Below are 15527 nucleotides of genomic sequence, written 5' to 3'. Positions count from 1 at the left end.
CCAATTTAAACTTTGGCTTGCTCAGGGCTTTTTTTATGGCATCATGCTGGCTAAGACAGACAATAATAAATGAGATATGCAAAGCTATTATTTCTATCAACATCCCACCGCACAGCATACTTATGTGCAGAAACAGCCGATTGCAGAGCAGGAAGCCGAGTTTATTTGGGTGGAGTGTAGTCGTGACGATGTGGTCAATCGGGCAGAACATTGGCAGCAGGACATTTATGCGGCAACGGGACTGTGGATGAATGAATATCATCTGCGTGACATTCTAAATTTAGAACACCCTTGTGCCTTTGACACTTTGGAAGATTATGACTTGCTGATCTTTCGTAAGCTGATCACACCTGATGATCAAATCAAGCTTGATACGCAAGCGACTGAAAAACATGAACGGGTCTTTGGTCTGGCGACGACCCCGATTAGCTTTATGCTTACGCCGCAAGTTTTGATTACGGTTAGAGAGCAGGGCAATAAAGAAGTTGAAAGCTATATTCAGCGTATGGAAACGGTGTTGAGCCGTCCGATTGAAGAACATAATAAGCCACGAAAACTACCCGCAACACCTTTAGATTTGACCTTGAGACTGCTCAATAACATGGTGGATGGTTATCTCGATTTACGTGTTCCGCTGACGCGTCGAGTGGAGTTTTGGCAGCAAGAGCTTTTACAAGGCCATCGTCGCTTTACCAAGTGGCATCAACTGTTGCAAGAGAATATGGCTTTCCAACAAGTGGAAAATTTGTGCGAAGAACAAATCGAAACTTTGCAGGAATTACGCGATGAAATTGTCGATAATTATTCGCACTTGAAAGGGAAAAAACGTAGTGAAAAACAAGACATCATGCTGGTACGTGTCGATGATTTAACCAGTCATATTGAACGTATTCAAAAGCATACCATTCGCTTGAGAAATGCAGTGCAAGCAGCTATCGATCTACATTTTTCAGCCATTGCCAATCAAACCAATGAAAACATGCGGATTTTAGCCATTATTACCGCGATTTTTGCGCCGCTAACCTTGTTGACAGGGGTGTATGGTATGAACTTTGAGTTTATTCCTGGACTGAAGTCTCCAACAGGGTTTTGGATCATGTTAGGTATCATGTTAATAACGACATTGATTCTGCTGTATTATTTTTATCGACGTCATTTGGTCGGGCGTGGCGAAAAAAGTGTCATTGATATGTTGGCACAGCAGCATGCGGATCAACATATGAATTTGTTTTGGTTTATCGATTATGAGCCGATCAAGCAAACCGTGAAGGGCACCATCAAAGATTTAGAGAAAATCACCAAATTAAAATAATTCGGTGATTTTCCGCATAGACCATTAAAGCCAATGGGTTTTAGGGTATTTCTTTATATGCTGACGCTATCCTTGTTCAATTTATTATTCGGATATGTGGGCGTCGCAGGGAGATTTAATTTAAGAGGTTTTTAACTGGGCTCCTTTTAAAATCCGGTAAAGCTGATCTTTAATGAACAACTTTTTGCGTTTGAGGGGCTCAATCTCTCCACGATGAATCCTGACAGGGTCTTGTTCGAGTAAACAAATTTCCTGATCGAGAGCTTCATGGTCGTCAAACATTTTAGAAAAATGCGGATTGTCTTCTCTAAGCTGTTGAATCATGTCTCGGTATTCAGGAAACATGAGCTTAGTCTTTTTATTACAAACTTTGAGTTTCATGGTTGCCGTCTAATCCTCTTATTCAAAAATAAAAAAAGAAAGAAAGGCATGCGCCCATCTTTCTTTATAGAACTAGTGTTGAGTCGTTTGAACTGGGTCAGTGAAATGTAAATGTTTTACTTCACGACGAAGTTTTTGAACTTCCTCAATCAAATCCAGCATCATTGCGACTGCAGTAAAGCTGGCATCAAAGTCACGTTGTAAGCGATAGGCTCGCCGTGCACGTGAGACATCATCACCAAAAAATTGGTGAATGCGGTTATCGGGTCGGTTAGGCAGAATGTCATATTCCAACAGCTGTAAAACCCATTCAGGACTTTGTCCGCAGGCTTCAGCAAAATGCTTTAAATCAAAGCTATGTTGTTCATCAACAATTTCAGCGTGTCGACATCCGTCTAAAATAATTTCACGATATTGAATAGTCGTCATAACTTTCTCCTTAAGACTGACGCGGCTTAAAGTGAGGGAAGGCTTCAGCAAAGGCTTGGTAGGCTTGCTGTTCTTGCTCACTCTGCGCAGGAGGTTGAACAATGTTTAAAATTAAATATAAATGTCCTGCCTTTTTGGCTGGAATCCCCTGATCTTTTAAACGGAGTTGCTGCCCCGTTTTGGCATTTTTCGGAATTTGAATTTGTAATGTCCGACCATTAGGGAGCGCGGCGGTGATGCTTTGCCCCAAAGCGGCTTCCCAAGGACTGATATTCAGTTGGTGATAGACATCAACTCCTTCAACGCGTGTGGTCTCCGTATCTTTGTAATAAATTTCGATATACAGGTCGCCATTTTCACCACCCTGAATACCTGACTGTCCTTGACCACTTAAGCGAATTTGTTGCCCTTCTTTCATGCCTTTGGGAATTTTAACTTCCAGCGTTTTGCGCTGAATTTCCGCTTCACCATAGGCATTTAAAGTAGGAATTTGTAAGGTAATAGTTTGGGTGGTACCGTGGAATCCAACCTCAAGATCGACCTCTAAACGCGCATGTTGGTCTTCGCCTTTATGGCGTGTGCTATTTTGGCGTTGATATTGATAGTTTGATCCTCCAAAACCTGAACCAAAACGGCCAAATAAGTCTTCAAATCCTGAAAAATCATGTGCCTGTTGCCCACCTTGGGCATTCCGAAATGCATCTTCAAAACCGCCAAAGCCTGCATTGGGGTTGAATTGCTGTGAGCCTTGCGGATGATCGAGTTCAAAGTCATATTCTGCTTTTTTCGTTTCATCACTTAAGGTGTCATAGGCGACATTCAATTCTTGCATACGTGCTTCAGCATCAGGCTCCTTACTGACATCGGGATGATACTTACGTGCCAATTTTCGATAGGCTTTTTTAATTTGTTCGGCGGTCGCATCTCGCGTTAAACCGAGTATTTCATAATGGTTCTTCGGCATAAATAAGATTAAATAAATTGATTAAGTTTCAATCATTATTCAGCCTTTCAGCAGATTTCAACAGTAAAGATATGTTCCTTATTGTTTCAAAACATGACAAGAAAAAAGCCCCGATGAAAGGGGCTTTGATGGATGAGGGATACTTAGTATTTGACCCATGTGATGTTGCGCCCACCGCCATTTTCGGTCGACGTTCCTCGAATTCGTAAGTGCTTACCATTGTTGCTGAGTCGTGCATATGCGTCATAACGTAGCCCTGTGAAAGGGTCGAGGAACTGTTCATGGCTATAGGTCGAATCTTTGGCATTGTCTAACTGCAAATGGCTGAGCGTTGTCATGCCGACGATGGGTTGATTTTTATTGACCCCATCACACTTGCTACAGTTTTCTATTTTTAGCGCACCTGGAATTTCACGCGTACTTACGATGACTGCTTTATAGCTATTGTTTTTGTCTTTTTCAATCATGACGTCACTGAGAGAGTATCCTGTTTTATCATCGATAGTTTTCCATTTTCCGACCAAAGGATCAGTTGCTGCAAAACTGGAGAAGGCACATAAACTGCTGAGTACGAAAAGACTGCAAGAAAATTTCATGATGATAAAACCCCAATGGAAGAGAAAAATAAAGACATATAAAAATTATGGGTTTATTTATAACGAAATTTAAGCGGTGTGACCAGTGAAATATCTATGAATAAAAGTGATGAATCATTTGAATTATCTTATTTTTATGAGAACAAAGGCATAAAAAAAGAGCAATTTAGTTGCTCTTTTTTTATTGCACATGACGCGCTTAGCTTAAGTGTTCACCAAATAAACCCAAGGCTTCTTCTGCACTAAAGCTATATTGCGTGTTACAGAACTGGCAGTCCATGGTAATCGGGTTTTGATGTTCTAGCGTTTCACGAACGGCTTCAGCGCCAATTTGTTCAAGCGCTTGAGCACAACGTTCTTTAGAACAGGTACAGCCAAATTTCAGTACTTCAACTTCAGGTAAGCGTACTTCTTCTTCGTTGTATAAACGGTAAAGAATTTCACTGGATTCTAAATCGGTTAACTCTTCGATTTTGAGCGTTTCAGTCAACATGGTCAGACGTGGCCATAAGTCTTGATCAACACGTTCTTGTTCCTCTTCACTGTTACGTGGTAACAGCTGAATAAGTAAACCGCCAGCACGCTGGGCTGAACTGGCCAAAACGATACGTGTTGGAATTTGGGCAGACAGGTCATAGTACTGCATTAAACAACCCGCAAGATTTGGCTTGTCTAAAGCCACAATCCCTTGATAACGCTCACCAAATTCTGGCTCAATATTAATAAATAGTACAGGGCTAATGAGGGTGCTCAATACCGTACTGCTGCTGTCGGCAGCATTAAAGCGAGGATCTGCTTCATAATCCGCCAAGGCACGTACTTCACCAAGGTGATTACATTCAGCCATGGCCCATTTGAAACTACCTGAAGCCTGAATTTGTAAACTAATACGGCCTTTAATTTTTAAAGTACTGGCAAGTAATGCCGTGGCACTAAGCATTTCACCTAACAGCACTTGGACTGCAGGTGCATAATCACGCTGCGCCAAGATGGTTTGTAGGGTTTCTTCTAGATGAACCACTTCACCACGAACAGGACTATCTTCAATATAAAAGCGTTGACGCAAATCAGACATAAATTTCTCCAATATCCTGTCTTAATGGTGACGATATTGTAAAACACAAGTCATTTTACTTCATCCCGTGTGACATCTATTCGGTCATGTTGTAACTCGCGTTGTAGGTCAACGCCAACAGGACTTTGACGGAGCTGCGTATCACTTTCAAATAAGTGTTCTAATTCGGCCAAAGCATTACGATGTGTTTCATAGACCTTCTGTTCGTCGTTATAAATACTCTGCTGCTGTGCGAGCAGTTTTTCATCATAATCGCGAAATAACTCAATGCTCTTATACGCATCTTGTTCTGCAATTCCGAGATTACGTAGGGCAAAATAGGCCATCCCTAAAGATGATAAATAGGTTTCACGCCAAATATGTTCTACCCCCAAGTCACGCAACAAATGCACATGATGTCGATCGCGGGCACGGACCAGCAAGTTTAAATCTGGATAATTGAGTCGAATATGGCGTGCCACATTCATGGAGTCTTCAATATCATCGATGGCTAGCACAAACACTTTGGCATGTTCGATACCGGCTGCACGCAGGATATCGGGTTGAGTGGCATCACCATAGTAGAGTTTGCCTCCATAGTTGCGAACGAAATCGACCTTGTCTATATTGCTGTCAATCGCTGTGAAGGTTTGGTGTTGTAAGTGAACCAAACGCGCCACAATTTGTCCGACACGGCCAAAGCCAGCAATGATCATCGGGTTATGCTGTTCAGGAATCTCATCATAGACGGGTGTGGTTTCTTTTTCGAATAGTGGCACCACCCACGAACTCATCAGCCAGTACAGAATAGGCGTCAGAATCATCGACAATGTCACGATCAAATTGATCGGCTCTAAAATGGCCTGCGTAATCACGTGTTCACTCATGGCAACATTGAGCACCACAAAAGCAAATTCACCGCCTTGTGCCAAACAGGTTGCCAGCATCAAACTATTGCGCCATGAAAACTCGAAGTAGCGAGCGATGGCTGTTAAGGCCAGCAGTTTGACCAACATCAGCAATAACGCACCGCCAACAATCAGACTTGGGCTTTCCCACAGCAGCGAAACTTGCGTGCTCATCCCGACGGTCATGAAAAATAGACCGAGAAGTAGACCTTTAAATGGTGCAATACTGGCTTCCAGTTCATGACGGAATTCAGAGTCAGCAAGTAACACTCCAGTTAAAAATGCGCCCAAGGTGGTACTGATACCTAAGACATCCATCAGCGCGACTACGCCTAAGACAATAAACAAACCGACTGCGGTAATCAGTTCATGTGCGCCACTTTTGGCCACAAAGCGGAAAAAAGGGCGCATGAGATAGCGGCTAAATAAAAACAAGCCTGTAAAGGTAGCAACAATCGCTGCAAAGTAGGCCACACCATGATGGGTTGAGTTTGTCCCTGCAAGGAGTGGAATGACTGCAATCAGCGGAATCGCGGCAATATCTTGAAAGAGTAAAATGGAAAAGGACTGCTGACCAAAAGTGGTATTGAGCTGCTGTTTTTCACTGAGCAGCTGCAACACAAACGCAGTAGAGGAGAGGGCAAGGGCAAAACCAATCACGACACTGGCTGCAATCTGTTGTTGCAGGGCAAAAAAGACGATGCACGCCAGTAGCACGCCGCAGAGTGTTACTTGTAAACTGCCCATCACAAAAATGGATTTACGCATTTCCCATAAACGTTGTGGGCGAAGTTCGAGTCCAATAATGAACATCAAGAAAATCACGCCGTACTCAGCGAGTTTATGGATGTCTTCAGGGTCATGGACGACATTGAATACACTGGGACCGAGTAAGATGCCTGTAAATAAATAGCCGAGTACCGTGGCAATCCCCAGCCGTTTAGCCAACGGAACGATCATCAGTGCCGCAGCCAAAAAGAGGGTGATTTTAAGCAGTAGAGACATTGCCCTGTCCTAAATTTTTTTCTTTATGTTGGAAGTTTAAGGGAGAACGCGACTCAGGTCTAAGCCTTATTTACGTCAAGTCTTAACTTAACTCTTGTGGATCAATATCAAGGCTCAATTTCATACCATGCGGTTTGTTGTGCCAGACATTTTGCCACCACTGACGAATGTAAAAATGCATCCGCGCTCGATCTTTGGACAGTAGTACCATATGCGCTTGATAGCGGCCTGCTTTACGTTCCATCGGCGCAGGAATGGGCCCCCAAATATCAATACTGTTTTCTGAGGCTTGGCGCAGTACTTGTGCATGCTCTTGTAAAAAGCTTTGGTTCAGTTCTTGGTCTTTGGATTCACAGCGCAATAAAGCCGCATAGCGATAAGGTGGCATCCATGCAGCTTTACGCTCTTTCAACGTTTGCTTGGCAAAGCTGCGATAGCCCGATTCCAGCAGGGTATTCAGCAAAGGATGGTCTGGACGTAGAGTTTGTAAATAGACTTCGCCTTTTTTCTCACCGCGCCCAGCACGTCCAGCGACTTGGATGATGAGCTGTGCGGTACGTTCTGTGGCGCGAAAGTCAACACTGAGTAAGCCCGAGTCGATGTCTAAAATCGCCACCAAAGTCACATAAGGAAAGTGATGTCCTTTGGCCAGCATTTGGGTGCCGAGCAAAATGATGGGTTCACTTTTTTGGATTTTGTTATAGATTCTTTGCCAGCTGCCGACCCGACTGGTCGAGTCACGATCCACCCGAATTACGTCAAAGTTGGGGAACAGTGCTTGTAGGTTTTCTTCAACTTTTGCGGTGCCTAAACCAATTGGTTTTAGTTCGCTATGCTGACATTGTGGGCAGTGTTCAGGCATGCGGTGGATGGTGCCGCAGTGGTGACAGTGCAAATGCTGATAGGGCTGTCGATGCACGGTAAAATTGGCATCGCAGTGGGGGCACTTGGCCTGCCAGCCACAACTTTCACAAATCAACACAGGCGCATAGCCGCGACGGTTTAAAAAAATCAGCACCTGTTCTTTTTTGTCTAAGCGCTTTTGTACTTCATGAATCAATTGTTGGCTGATGCCATTTTGTTTTTGTGCCACTTTTAGATCGATCACATGCATTTTCGGCATCACGGCCACACCTGCACGTTGGTCCAACTCCAAACGGGTCATTTTACCTTGTTCGACCAACGCATAACTGTCGATACTTGGCGTTGCAGAGCCGAGGATAATCGGACAGTTTTCTAAGTGCGCACGGTATAAAGCCACATCACGAGCATGGTAACGGAAGCCCTCTTGTTGCTTGAAAGATAGATCATGCTCTTCATCTAAGACAATCAAACCCAGATGCGGAAGGGGCGTATAGATGGCAGAACGTGTGCCAATCACAATTGAGGCTTTGCCCGTTTGCGCACTTTGCCAGGCTTGAAGGCGCTTAGAATCATTTAAACCTGAATGTAGTAGCGCAATATGACAGTGAAAACGTGACTGAAAACGGCTCACTGTTTGTGGGGTGAGACCAATTTCAGGCACTAATACCAAGACTTGTTTGCCTTGTTTTAAAACCTCTTGCATGACTTGCAAATAGACTTCAGTTTTCCCACTACCGGTTAAACCATCCAGTAAGAAAGCGTGGTAGCTATGATGAGCTTTGAGAATGTTTTGAATGGCACGCTTTTGTTCATCATTGGGGGTGAGGGGCATTTGCGCCAGCGTCATAGCTTGTGGTTTAAAGTCTTGGGCTTCAAGTATGCACTGGGTGATTTGCTTTTTTTCTAAGGCCTTTAAGGTCGCAGTTTCAATGCCAGCCAAATTTAGAATGTTTTCAGACGTTCCTGTGGGATGCAGCTTTAAAATTTTATAGGCATCTTGTTGTTTTTCAGAACGCTTCAATTTGTCTTCGGCATGATCATCAATCAGCTTCCACATTCGCGCCAGTAAATTATAGGGTTTACCTTGGCGTAAAAAGCTGGGTAAAGCAGTATGCATCACTTCCCCAATGGGAAATTGGTAATATTGCGCTGACCATGTCAATAAACTTAAAACTTTAGCATCTAGAATAGCGCTGTCATCGAGCAACTCAGTTATGGCTTTGAGTTTAAAGCCTAAATCGAGTGGTTTCTCATCAGTGAGTTTCTCAACAATGACACCGACCACATTTTGGCGACCAAATGAGACAGCCACACGTGCACCCACTTCAGCTTGGTGGTATTGTTCAGCCGTTAAACTATAGTCAAAACAGTCATATAGATAAACGGGAACAGCCACACGAATACGGTAGCTTGGTGTTGTGGAAAGTGTAGTTTCTGGCATAAAAAGCTCAAAATGTCCTGATGAAATTGTCGTTGTGCGATGAATGAGTTGTGTTAGAGTGATGACATAATTTATAACTTAGAATATGAATGATTTTGGTGCCGACATGCAACAGCGCCAAATGACTAAATGGACAATTAGAAAGCGTAAACATGCCAGCATATCAATTTACCGCACTCGATGCCGCAGGAAAGCAGCAAAAAGGCGTGCTCGAAGGTGATTCAGCACGTCAAATTCGGCAACAACTTCGTGATAAAGCGCTGATCCCAGTCTCGGTTGATCCTGTTGAACAAAAAGATAAGCACAGCAGTAAAACATGGTTTCAAAAACAAATTACCGCCTATGATTTGGCCTTATTGACACGTCAACTTTCGGTACTTGTGGCGGCGGCCATTCCGTTGGAAGAAGCCATTCGTGCGGTTGGAAAGCAGTCAGAAAAAACACATGTACAAAATCTATTGATGTCAGTGCGTTCTAAAGTACTGGAAGGTCATTCATTGGCACAGGGTTTACAGCAATCTGGACGCTTTCCAGAGTTGTACATTGCCACGATTGCCGCTGGCGAACGTTCAGGACATTTAGACTTAATTTTAGATCAGCTGGCAGACTACACTGAAAATCGCTTTGCGATGCAAAAGAAAATCCAAGGCGCGATGATTTATCCGATTATTTTAATGCTGATGTCTTTTGCCATCGTGATGGGGCTCATGACTTATGTTGTGCCTGACATTGTCAAAACCTTTGACCAAAGCAAAGATGCCTTGCCATGGATTACCGTTGCCTTGATGAAAGCCAGCGATTTTATTCGAGTGGCATGGCCATTTTTATTGGTGGGCAGTGTACTAGGCATCGGCTTATTACTGCGATTTTTAAGAACCACAGCAGGGCATTATGCCTTTGATCGTTTAACGCTCAAACTGCCATTATTCGGTAAACTTTCACGTGGTATAAATGCCGCACGCTTTGCCAGTACCTTATCGATTTTGACCCAGTCAGGTGTGCCCTTGGTGGATGCGTTAAAAATTGGCGCGGCGGTGAGTAATAACTGGGTGATTCGCGATGCGGTCAATCATGCCGCAGAAAAAGTGACTGAAGGTGGAAACCTTGCGACCCAGCTGGAGCGCAGTGGTTATTTCCCACCGATGATGGTACAAATGATTAAAAGTGGTGAAACGTCGGGTGAATTGGATCGGATGTTGGAGCGCGCATCGACCATGCAAGACCGAGAGGTGACAACGCTCATATCGACCTTGCTGGCTTTACTGGAGCCACTGATGTTGGTTCTGATGGCAAGCATTGTCTTGGTGATTGTGATCGCCGTGATGCTACCGATCGTCAATATGAACAACATGATTTAATTTTAAAAATATAAGATGGAAGAGAAAATTCACATGCAATCAAAAATCTATAGACGCCAAGCTTCAGGCTTTACCTTAATTGAAGTCATGGTGGTGATTGTTATTTTAGGTGTATTGGCAGCCTTAATTGTACCCAATGTGATGGGACGCGGTGAAAAAGCCAAAGTGGATACCACTGTCATTACCCTTAAAGGTGTTGCTGCGGCATTGGATCAATATAAATTGGATAATGGTAAATATCCTTCGATGCAAGAGGGTGGACTCGACGCTTTGGTGAATAAGCCTGAGTCTGCAAAAAATTGGTTGCCCGGCGGTTATGTGAAAGGTGGATATCCGAAAGACAGTTGGGATAATGACATTCAATATGTTGCACCTGGGACCGATGGACGACCATTTGATTTATATTCTTTTGGCGCAGATGGACAGCAAGGTGGTGAAGAAACCGATGCTGATATTCAGTATCAACCTTAATTGAGAATTATTATATATTGGGTTTAATTGAATATATCATTACAGTGCATAGGTTATGTCAATGTGGACTGTAATGATAATACATCTTAATTTAAAATTAATATCTAAGATTATGATTTTAAATTATTAAATATAATAAGCATCAGCTGAGATTTATAATAAGAATTATTCCCATATTTGTTGATTACAAATAATGTAAATTATGGATAAAAATAGGCTTTTTATTTATTTAAATCCTTGCATAATGTTCTCAATGGCAACTGATTTGCCTGAGGAGAATAGAATGAAAGCATTAACCTTGTTGGATGAAATGAGCCAATTCCATTGGTCGATGCTCAAATCTGTTCTTTTGATTTTGAGTATGCTTCCTGTTGCTCAAGGTGTTTTAAGTGTCTGGCAGTCGACTGAAGGCAGCAGCCAAATCATGGTGGGTTTCTTTGCAATCAGTCTGTTCAGCACATGGGCGGTTTTGAGCTTTTGGTCTGCGTTAAAAGCAACCGTACTCACACTCGATCAAGTACAGATTACAGCATTAGAACAAAAAGTGGTCATGTTCTACCGTTATACCCCGATGCTTTTTTTAGCCGGTATGGTGTCCTATTTGGTCAGTCAAATTTAATACTGACATTTATAGTTGTGATAAAAACCGAGCACATACGCTCGGTTTTTTATTGCGTCATGAAGAATGGCGGAAAGATAGGATCGCTTGTCTGTTTCGTTGTATATGATGCTAGTGTTCACTCCCTATACTGTAGAAAATATAAATATAGAGTGAAATATGGAACAGATTGATTGGGCGGATTTTTTAAAAGTCGAGCTCCGAGTCGGGCGAATTATTCAGGCCGAAGTTTTTGAGCAGGCACGTAAGCCTGCTTATATTTTACATGTCGACTTTGGTCATGAAATTGGCATTAAGAAATCGAGTGCGCAGATTACTGAGCGTTATCAACCTGAACTGTTGTTAGGTAAATTGGTGGTGGCAGTGGTTAACTTTCCAAACAAGCAAATTGGTCCCATCCAGTCTGAGTGCTTAGTGACTGGCTTTCATGATTCAGACGCAGGTGTGGTGCTGTGTGTGCCTGATACAGATGTTCCAGTAGGTACCAAACTACTATAAATGAAAAAGAAAAACCCAAGCTCAGCTTGGGTTTTTCTTTGGAAAAGTATGATTTAACAATAGGAATTATCGACGAGACTTAAACGATACATCGACTTTACGTGGACGATAGATCCAGCCCAAGATCAGTAAAAAGACTGAAAAACCTAAAATTGGCCAGTCACTTAAACGGGTATATAGCGTTTGACCTTGCATAGCAGGCAGTTCGCCACGAAGCACGGTTGCCACATCTTGTGGGGCACGTTTTACGATATGCCCTTGATGGTCAATAAACGCCGTCACGCCTGTATTAGTGGCACGGATAAACCAGCGTCCATTTTCTTTGGCACGCATTTGAACCATCTGTAAATGCTGTAAAGGGCCTGCGGTTCCTGTAAACCATGCATCGTTGGAAACTGTCACCAAGAAATCACTTTGGCTGGCATTACGACGCGTCAAGTTCGGATAAGCCACTTCATAGCAAATGGCCGCGCCTAAATGCTGCTGATGAATAGAAAGCGGTTGTTGCTGTTGTTCGCCACGTGAAAAACCACTCATCGACGGATCATTCTGCATGGCTGGCAACACCCATTTCAGTAAACCAGATAGTGGAATATATTCACCAAAAGGCACTAAACGTTGCTTTTTATAGATTCCTTCGGCTTCAGCACCATTGGCCATAATACTGTTGTAGTACAGTGGTCGACCTGCCGCTTCAGAGCCTGAAATATCCCAGTATGGAATACCGGTGACCCACGCTGTGTTGGTTTTCTTGGCTTGTGCCGTCATTGCAGCTAAAAAGGGTTCGATATCACTTTGGAACATCGGAATAGAGGATTCAGGCCAAACAATGAGGTCTCGTCCCCATTCTGTTTTGGTCAAATCAGCGTAGATTCCAAGTGTTTTTAGTTGATACTCAGTGAGCCATTTTAAGTCTTGTGGGATATTGCCCTGAATTAAAGAAACCGATAATGGCGGCGTATTTTTTGCGGAGACGAATTCAATTTTTGATGCGCCCCATGCGCCAAGCACCAATAAAACAGAGGGGATGACCCAAAAAACGCGGCGGTTTAAAACTTCGACCAGTGCGCAGGCCAACACCAAGACTACAAACGATACCCCGAAGATACCAAATAATGGTGCATACCCATCCAGTAAGCGTTCGGTAAAGGCATAGCCTGCAAACAGCCATGGGAAGCCTGTGAAAACCCAAGTTTTCGCCCATTCAAAAAGCACCCAAAGCGGGGCGAAGGTTAGGGGTGTTTCAGGGAAAAAGCGGCGGTAAATAAAGCTTTGGACAGCCGTGAATAAGCCCATGACCAAGGCCATAATGCCGATCATGCCCACACTTAAGGCACTATTGGTATCGCCATAGACATGGATGGAAGTGTAGAGCCAAAAAGCCCCCACGAACCAGAGGCCAAAACCATAGGCCCAACCAATACCAAAGGCTTGTTTTGCACTGCGACTGCGTAAAGTGGCATAGAGCAGTGCAGGGGATAAGATTGCCAACCACCAATAATGATAAGGGGCGAGTGCAAAACTAAAGACCGCCCCTGAAAATAAGGCAATTAAAAGCGGATAAATTAAAGGTAACTGTTTTTGTTGTGGATTGGGGGTTAACAGTTTGTCAAAGTAAGCTCTCATTTACGAACGGCTCGAATCAGATGAATAGAACGTGCATCTGCTTCTACAATGGTAAATTCCCAATTTTCAAGATCAATCACCTGACCTTGTAAATCACTCACTAAACCAATTTCTTGAAGCAATAAACCGCCCACAGTTTCAACCTCATCATCAGAAAAGTCTGCATCTAAAAGATTGTTAAAGTGTTCGATTGGTGTAAGTGCTTGAACCAGCCACGTATTTGCGGTCGTTGGGTCATTGTCGGGAATAATATATTCAGCTTCCTCATCGATCTTGTCGTGTTCATCTTCAATTTCACCGACGATCTCTTCCAAAATATCTTCTAGCGTCACTAAACCTGAGGTCGTGCCATATTCATCAATTACCACTGCAATGTGCGTTTGGGTATTTTTCAACATGCGAAGTACTTGGTCTGAGCGTGCGCTTTCAGGGACATATAAAGGTTGGCGCATCAGCGCACGTATATCCACTTTATTGTTTGGTTCAGTCAAAAAAGGCAATAAGTCCTTGGCTAATAAAATGCCCACGACATTGTCTGGTTGATCGGATGAAAAGACAGGGAAACGTGAATGTGCCGACTCAACCAAGGTATGCAAAATGTCGAGTAACTCATCATCTTCTTGTAGGCTGATCATCGATGTACGCGGTGTCATGACCTCGCGGACTTTGGTTGCTGGAAGGTCTAATACGCCTTCTAACATCGCAACAGTGTCGGGTTCTAAAAAACGACGTGAATCTTGAACTAACTTTAACAGTTCATCGCGAGTTTCTGGCGCGGTACCTAACCATTTGCGTAAGCCACGCATTCCCCACGACGGGCCTGATTCCTCGTGCATGATCTTTCCTAAAGACTCTTAATATCTAAAAAACTTAATTTTATCATACCGTAGAAAACACAGTTGTCTATTGTAATTAAGCAAGGATTGCATGAATGATTAGATCAATACTTTTATACATGAGGTTCATCAGCCATCAAACTATGCAAACAGATATGCGAAATGGGCAGTTGTGTTAAAATTGGCAAGTTTTTAAATTTTTGAGTTTATAATATGTCTGATTTGGAAGTGAGCCCAAGCATCCAATTAAACACCCGTGGTTTACGCTGTCCAGAGCCTGTGATGATGTTGCATCAAGCCATTCGCAAGTCTAAATCGGGAGATGTAGTGGAGGTGTTTGCAACGGACAATTCAACTTCATGGGATATTCCGAAATTTTGTATGCATCTTGGGCATGAACTTTTGCTGCAAGAAGAGCGCTTAGACGAAAACGGCAATAAAGAATTTCATTATTTAGTTAAAAAAGGTTAGGACATTTGTCTTAGCCTTTTAAAATGTACTTGAGTAAAGAAAAAGAAATCAAGTTCATCCAAGGAAATCAGAATGAAAAGAATAAATGTGTTCTTATGGGCTCATATTTTTGCATTATTTTGTTCAATTTCTTGGGCAAAATCTTGTGAAGTTCCTGTAGGTACGATGAATGTTGCAGGTTTAAAAATTGGACAGCATATTCGTGAATTTCAACAGCATCATCCCACCGCAAAAACGGTTATTTTAGGGGGCGATAATTATCAGTTTGAATTTGCACAAGGTGTAGATACCCAAATTAAAAAAGCTGGTGTGAGCTGGGTTCAGCATATTCGTTACGATCCGCATTCTAAAATGATTATTTCATACAGTTTAAGTTTTCTAGATGGGCCACTTGCGACGTATGAAACCGATTTAGATGTTTTTAAAAGTCGAGTATTAAAACGCTTTCGGGTGGCGCAAAACGGTTGGAAACAAGCTGAAAATAAATATGTTTATCAGTGTGCCGATTATCGGATTGAAATTTATCAAGATCATGGGGTTGGACATACCGCGATAGGGCCAACAGTGATGGTTTTTAGCAAAAAGTCAGATGCCTATTAATTAAAAAAAATCCCTTCAGTGCTGAAGGGATTTTTTAATCTAAAAGCGATTACTTACTCGGAAATGCGCCTCAGCGCAAGCCCGTTTTAACATT

16 protein-coding genes are annotated in these 15527 nt (G+C 42.8%); 7 read left to right on the top strand and 9 right to left on the bottom strand.

Features of this window, described 5'->3' with window-relative positions:
- Nucleotides 1-76 precede the first annotated feature (76 nt).
- Complete coding sequence (locus AC4CU3_RS06835) at nucleotides 77-1312, top strand: magnesium transporter CorA family protein (protein ID WP_279043865.1); 1236 nt, start codon at nucleotides 77-79, stop codon at nucleotides 1310-1312.
- A 120-nt stretch (nucleotides 1313-1432) separates the two neighbouring features.
- Here the strand turns inward: AC4CU3_RS06835 and AC4CU3_RS06830 are convergent, their stop codons facing one another.
- The 7 genes from AC4CU3_RS06830 to AC4CU3_RS06800 all read right to left on the bottom strand — a co-directional run bounded on the left by AC4CU3_RS06830 (nucleotide 1433) and on the right by AC4CU3_RS06800 (nucleotide 8954).
- Complete coding sequence (locus AC4CU3_RS06830) at nucleotides 1433-1693, bottom strand: HP1242/YdcH family protein (protein ID WP_004692664.1); 261 nt, start codon at nucleotides 1691-1693, stop codon at nucleotides 1433-1435.
- A 72-nt stretch (nucleotides 1694-1765) separates the two neighbouring features.
- Nucleotides 1766-2122, bottom strand: coding sequence for a chaperone modulator CbpM (locus AC4CU3_RS06825; RefSeq protein ID WP_279043864.1), 357 nt, complete (start codon nucleotides 2120-2122; stop codon nucleotides 1766-1768).
- Between the two features lie 10 nt (nucleotides 2123-2132).
- Nucleotides 2133-3086 (bottom strand): DnaJ C-terminal domain-containing protein, encoded by a 954-nt coding sequence (locus AC4CU3_RS06820; protein WP_078388551.1) that lies wholly within the window; start codon nucleotides 3084-3086, stop codon nucleotides 2133-2135.
- Between the two features lie 143 nt (nucleotides 3087-3229).
- Nucleotides 3230-3682 carry a DUF2147 domain-containing protein gene (locus AC4CU3_RS06815; RefSeq protein WP_419380880.1) on the bottom strand — a complete coding sequence of 151 codons (453 nt, stop codon included), beginning with the start codon at nucleotides 3680-3682 and terminating at the stop codon, nucleotides 3230-3232.
- A 199-nt stretch (nucleotides 3683-3881) separates the two neighbouring features.
- Nucleotides 3882-4757 carry an Hsp33 family molecular chaperone HslO gene (gene hslO, locus AC4CU3_RS06810; RefSeq protein ID WP_004978815.1) on the bottom strand — a complete coding sequence of 292 codons (876 nt, stop codon included), beginning with the start codon at nucleotides 4755-4757 and terminating at the stop codon, nucleotides 3882-3884.
- 50 nt (nucleotides 4758-4807) lie between these two features.
- On the bottom strand, nucleotides 4808-6649 hold the full coding sequence (locus AC4CU3_RS06805; RefSeq protein WP_078388552.1) for a monovalent cation:proton antiporter-2 (CPA2) family protein: 1842 nt from the start codon (nucleotides 6647-6649) through the stop codon (nucleotides 4808-4810).
- Nucleotides 6650-6731: 82 nt separating this feature from the next.
- Entirely contained in the window at nucleotides 6732-8954 is a 2223-nt protein-coding gene (locus AC4CU3_RS06800) for a primosomal protein N' (protein WP_114836931.1), read from the bottom strand.
- Nucleotides 8955-9106: 152 nt separating this feature from the next.
- Here AC4CU3_RS06800 and gspF point away from each other — a divergent pair, with 152 nt between their 5' ends.
- From gspF to AC4CU3_RS06780, 4 genes are all read left to right on the top strand, one after another.
- Entirely contained in the window at nucleotides 9107-10312 is a 1206-nt protein-coding gene (gspF, locus tag AC4CU3_RS06795; RefSeq protein ID WP_058868820.1) for a type II secretion system inner membrane protein GspF, read from the top strand.
- Nucleotides 10313-10345: 33 nt separating this feature from the next.
- Nucleotides 10346-10783 carry a type II secretion system major pseudopilin GspG gene (gene gspG / locus AC4CU3_RS06790; RefSeq protein ID WP_010325797.1) on the top strand — a complete coding sequence of 146 codons (438 nt, stop codon included), beginning with the start codon at nucleotides 10346-10348 and terminating at the stop codon, nucleotides 10781-10783.
- Nucleotides 10784-11066: 283 nt separating this feature from the next.
- Nucleotides 11067-11402, top strand: a complete 336-nt coding sequence (locus AC4CU3_RS06785; RefSeq protein ID WP_004978824.1) for a hypothetical protein — start codon at nucleotides 11067-11069, stop codon at nucleotides 11400-11402.
- A gap of 159 nt (nucleotides 11403-11561) precedes the next feature.
- Entirely contained in the window at nucleotides 11562-11900 is a 339-nt protein-coding gene (locus AC4CU3_RS06780; protein WP_004978826.1) for a tRNA-binding protein, read from the top strand.
- Nucleotides 11901-11966: 66 nt separating this feature from the next.
- On the opposite strand, the gene lnt is transcribed toward AC4CU3_RS06780, so the two are convergent.
- Nucleotides 11967-13526, bottom strand: coding sequence for an apolipoprotein N-acyltransferase (lnt, locus tag AC4CU3_RS06775; protein WP_114837443.1), 1560 nt, complete (start codon nucleotides 13524-13526; stop codon nucleotides 11967-11969).
- Complete coding sequence (locus AC4CU3_RS06770; protein ID WP_004978829.1) at nucleotides 13523-14362, bottom strand: CorC family transporter; 840 nt, start codon at nucleotides 14360-14362, stop codon at nucleotides 13523-13525. Before AC4CU3_RS06770 ends, lnt begins: the two co-directional genes overlap by 4 nt.
- Before the next feature lie 213 nt (nucleotides 14363-14575).
- Between AC4CU3_RS06770 and tusA the strand changes: the two genes are divergently transcribed.
- Nucleotides 14576-14833 carry a sulfurtransferase TusA gene (tusA, locus tag AC4CU3_RS06765; protein ID WP_004692640.1) on the top strand — a complete coding sequence of 86 codons (258 nt, stop codon included), beginning with the start codon at nucleotides 14576-14578 and terminating at the stop codon, nucleotides 14831-14833.
- Nucleotides 14834-14905: 72 nt separating this feature from the next.
- Nucleotides 14906-15433 carry a hypothetical protein gene (locus AC4CU3_RS06760; RefSeq protein WP_005400910.1) on the top strand — a complete coding sequence of 176 codons (528 nt, stop codon included), beginning with the start codon at nucleotides 14906-14908 and terminating at the stop codon, nucleotides 15431-15433.
- The last annotated feature ends 94 nt before the right edge of the window (nucleotides 15434-15527 follow it).

This window comes from Acinetobacter sp. 802_lipA, assembly GCF_058242885.1.
This window is presented reverse-complemented; position numbering and strand designations above follow the sequence as displayed.

Excerpts from the sequence above, each read along its gene's own strand:
- AC4CU3_RS06820 (WP_078388551.1), bottom strand. The coding sequence starts at position 3,086 with ATGCCGAAGAACCATTATGAAATACTCGGTTTAACGCGAGATGCGACC.
- AC4CU3_RS06830 (WP_004692664.1), bottom strand. The coding sequence starts at position 1,693 with ATGAAACTCAAAGTTTGTAATAAAAAGACTAAGCTCATGTTTCCTGAA.
- lnt (WP_114837443.1), bottom strand. The coding sequence starts at position 13,526 with ATGAGAGCTTACTTTGACAAACTGTTAACCCCCAATCCACAACAAAAA.
- AC4CU3_RS06805 (WP_078388552.1), bottom strand. The coding sequence starts at position 6,649 with ATGTCTCTACTGCTTAAAATCACCCTCTTTTTGGCTGCGGCACTGATG.
- gspF (WP_058868820.1), top strand. The coding sequence starts at position 9,107 with ATGCCAGCATATCAATTTACCGCACTCGATGCCGCAGGAAAGCAGCAA.
- hslO (WP_004978815.1), bottom strand. The coding sequence starts at position 4,757 with ATGTCTGATTTGCGTCAACGCTTTTATATTGAAGATAGTCCTGTTCGT.
- AC4CU3_RS06770 (WP_004978829.1), bottom strand. The coding sequence starts at position 14,362 with ATGCACGAGGAATCAGGCCCGTCGTGGGGAATGCGTGGCTTACGCAAA.
- AC4CU3_RS06825 (WP_279043864.1), bottom strand. The coding sequence starts at position 2,122 with ATGACGACTATTCAATATCGTGAAATTATTTTAGACGGATGTCGACAC.
- AC4CU3_RS06780 (WP_004978826.1), top strand. The coding sequence starts at position 11,562 with ATGGAACAGATTGATTGGGCGGATTTTTTAAAAGTCGAGCTCCGAGTC.
- tusA (WP_004692640.1), top strand. The coding sequence starts at position 14,576 with ATGTCTGATTTGGAAGTGAGCCCAAGCATCCAATTAAACACCCGTGGT.
- gspG (WP_010325797.1), top strand. The coding sequence starts at position 10,346 with ATGCAATCAAAAATCTATAGACGCCAAGCTTCAGGCTTTACCTTAATT.
- AC4CU3_RS06785 (WP_004978824.1), top strand. The coding sequence starts at position 11,067 with ATGAAAGCATTAACCTTGTTGGATGAAATGAGCCAATTCCATTGGTCG.
- AC4CU3_RS06760 (WP_005400910.1), top strand. The coding sequence starts at position 14,906 with ATGAAAAGAATAAATGTGTTCTTATGGGCTCATATTTTTGCATTATTT.
- AC4CU3_RS06800 (WP_114836931.1), bottom strand. The coding sequence starts at position 8,954 with ATGCCAGAAACTACACTTTCCACAACACCAAGCTACCGTATTCGTGTG.
- AC4CU3_RS06815 (WP_419380880.1), bottom strand. The coding sequence starts at position 3,682 with ATGAAATTTTCTTGCAGTCTTTTCGTACTCAGCAGTTTATGTGCCTTC.
- AC4CU3_RS06835 (WP_279043865.1), top strand. The coding sequence starts at position 77 with ATGCAAAGCTATTATTTCTATCAACATCCCACCGCACAGCATACTTAT.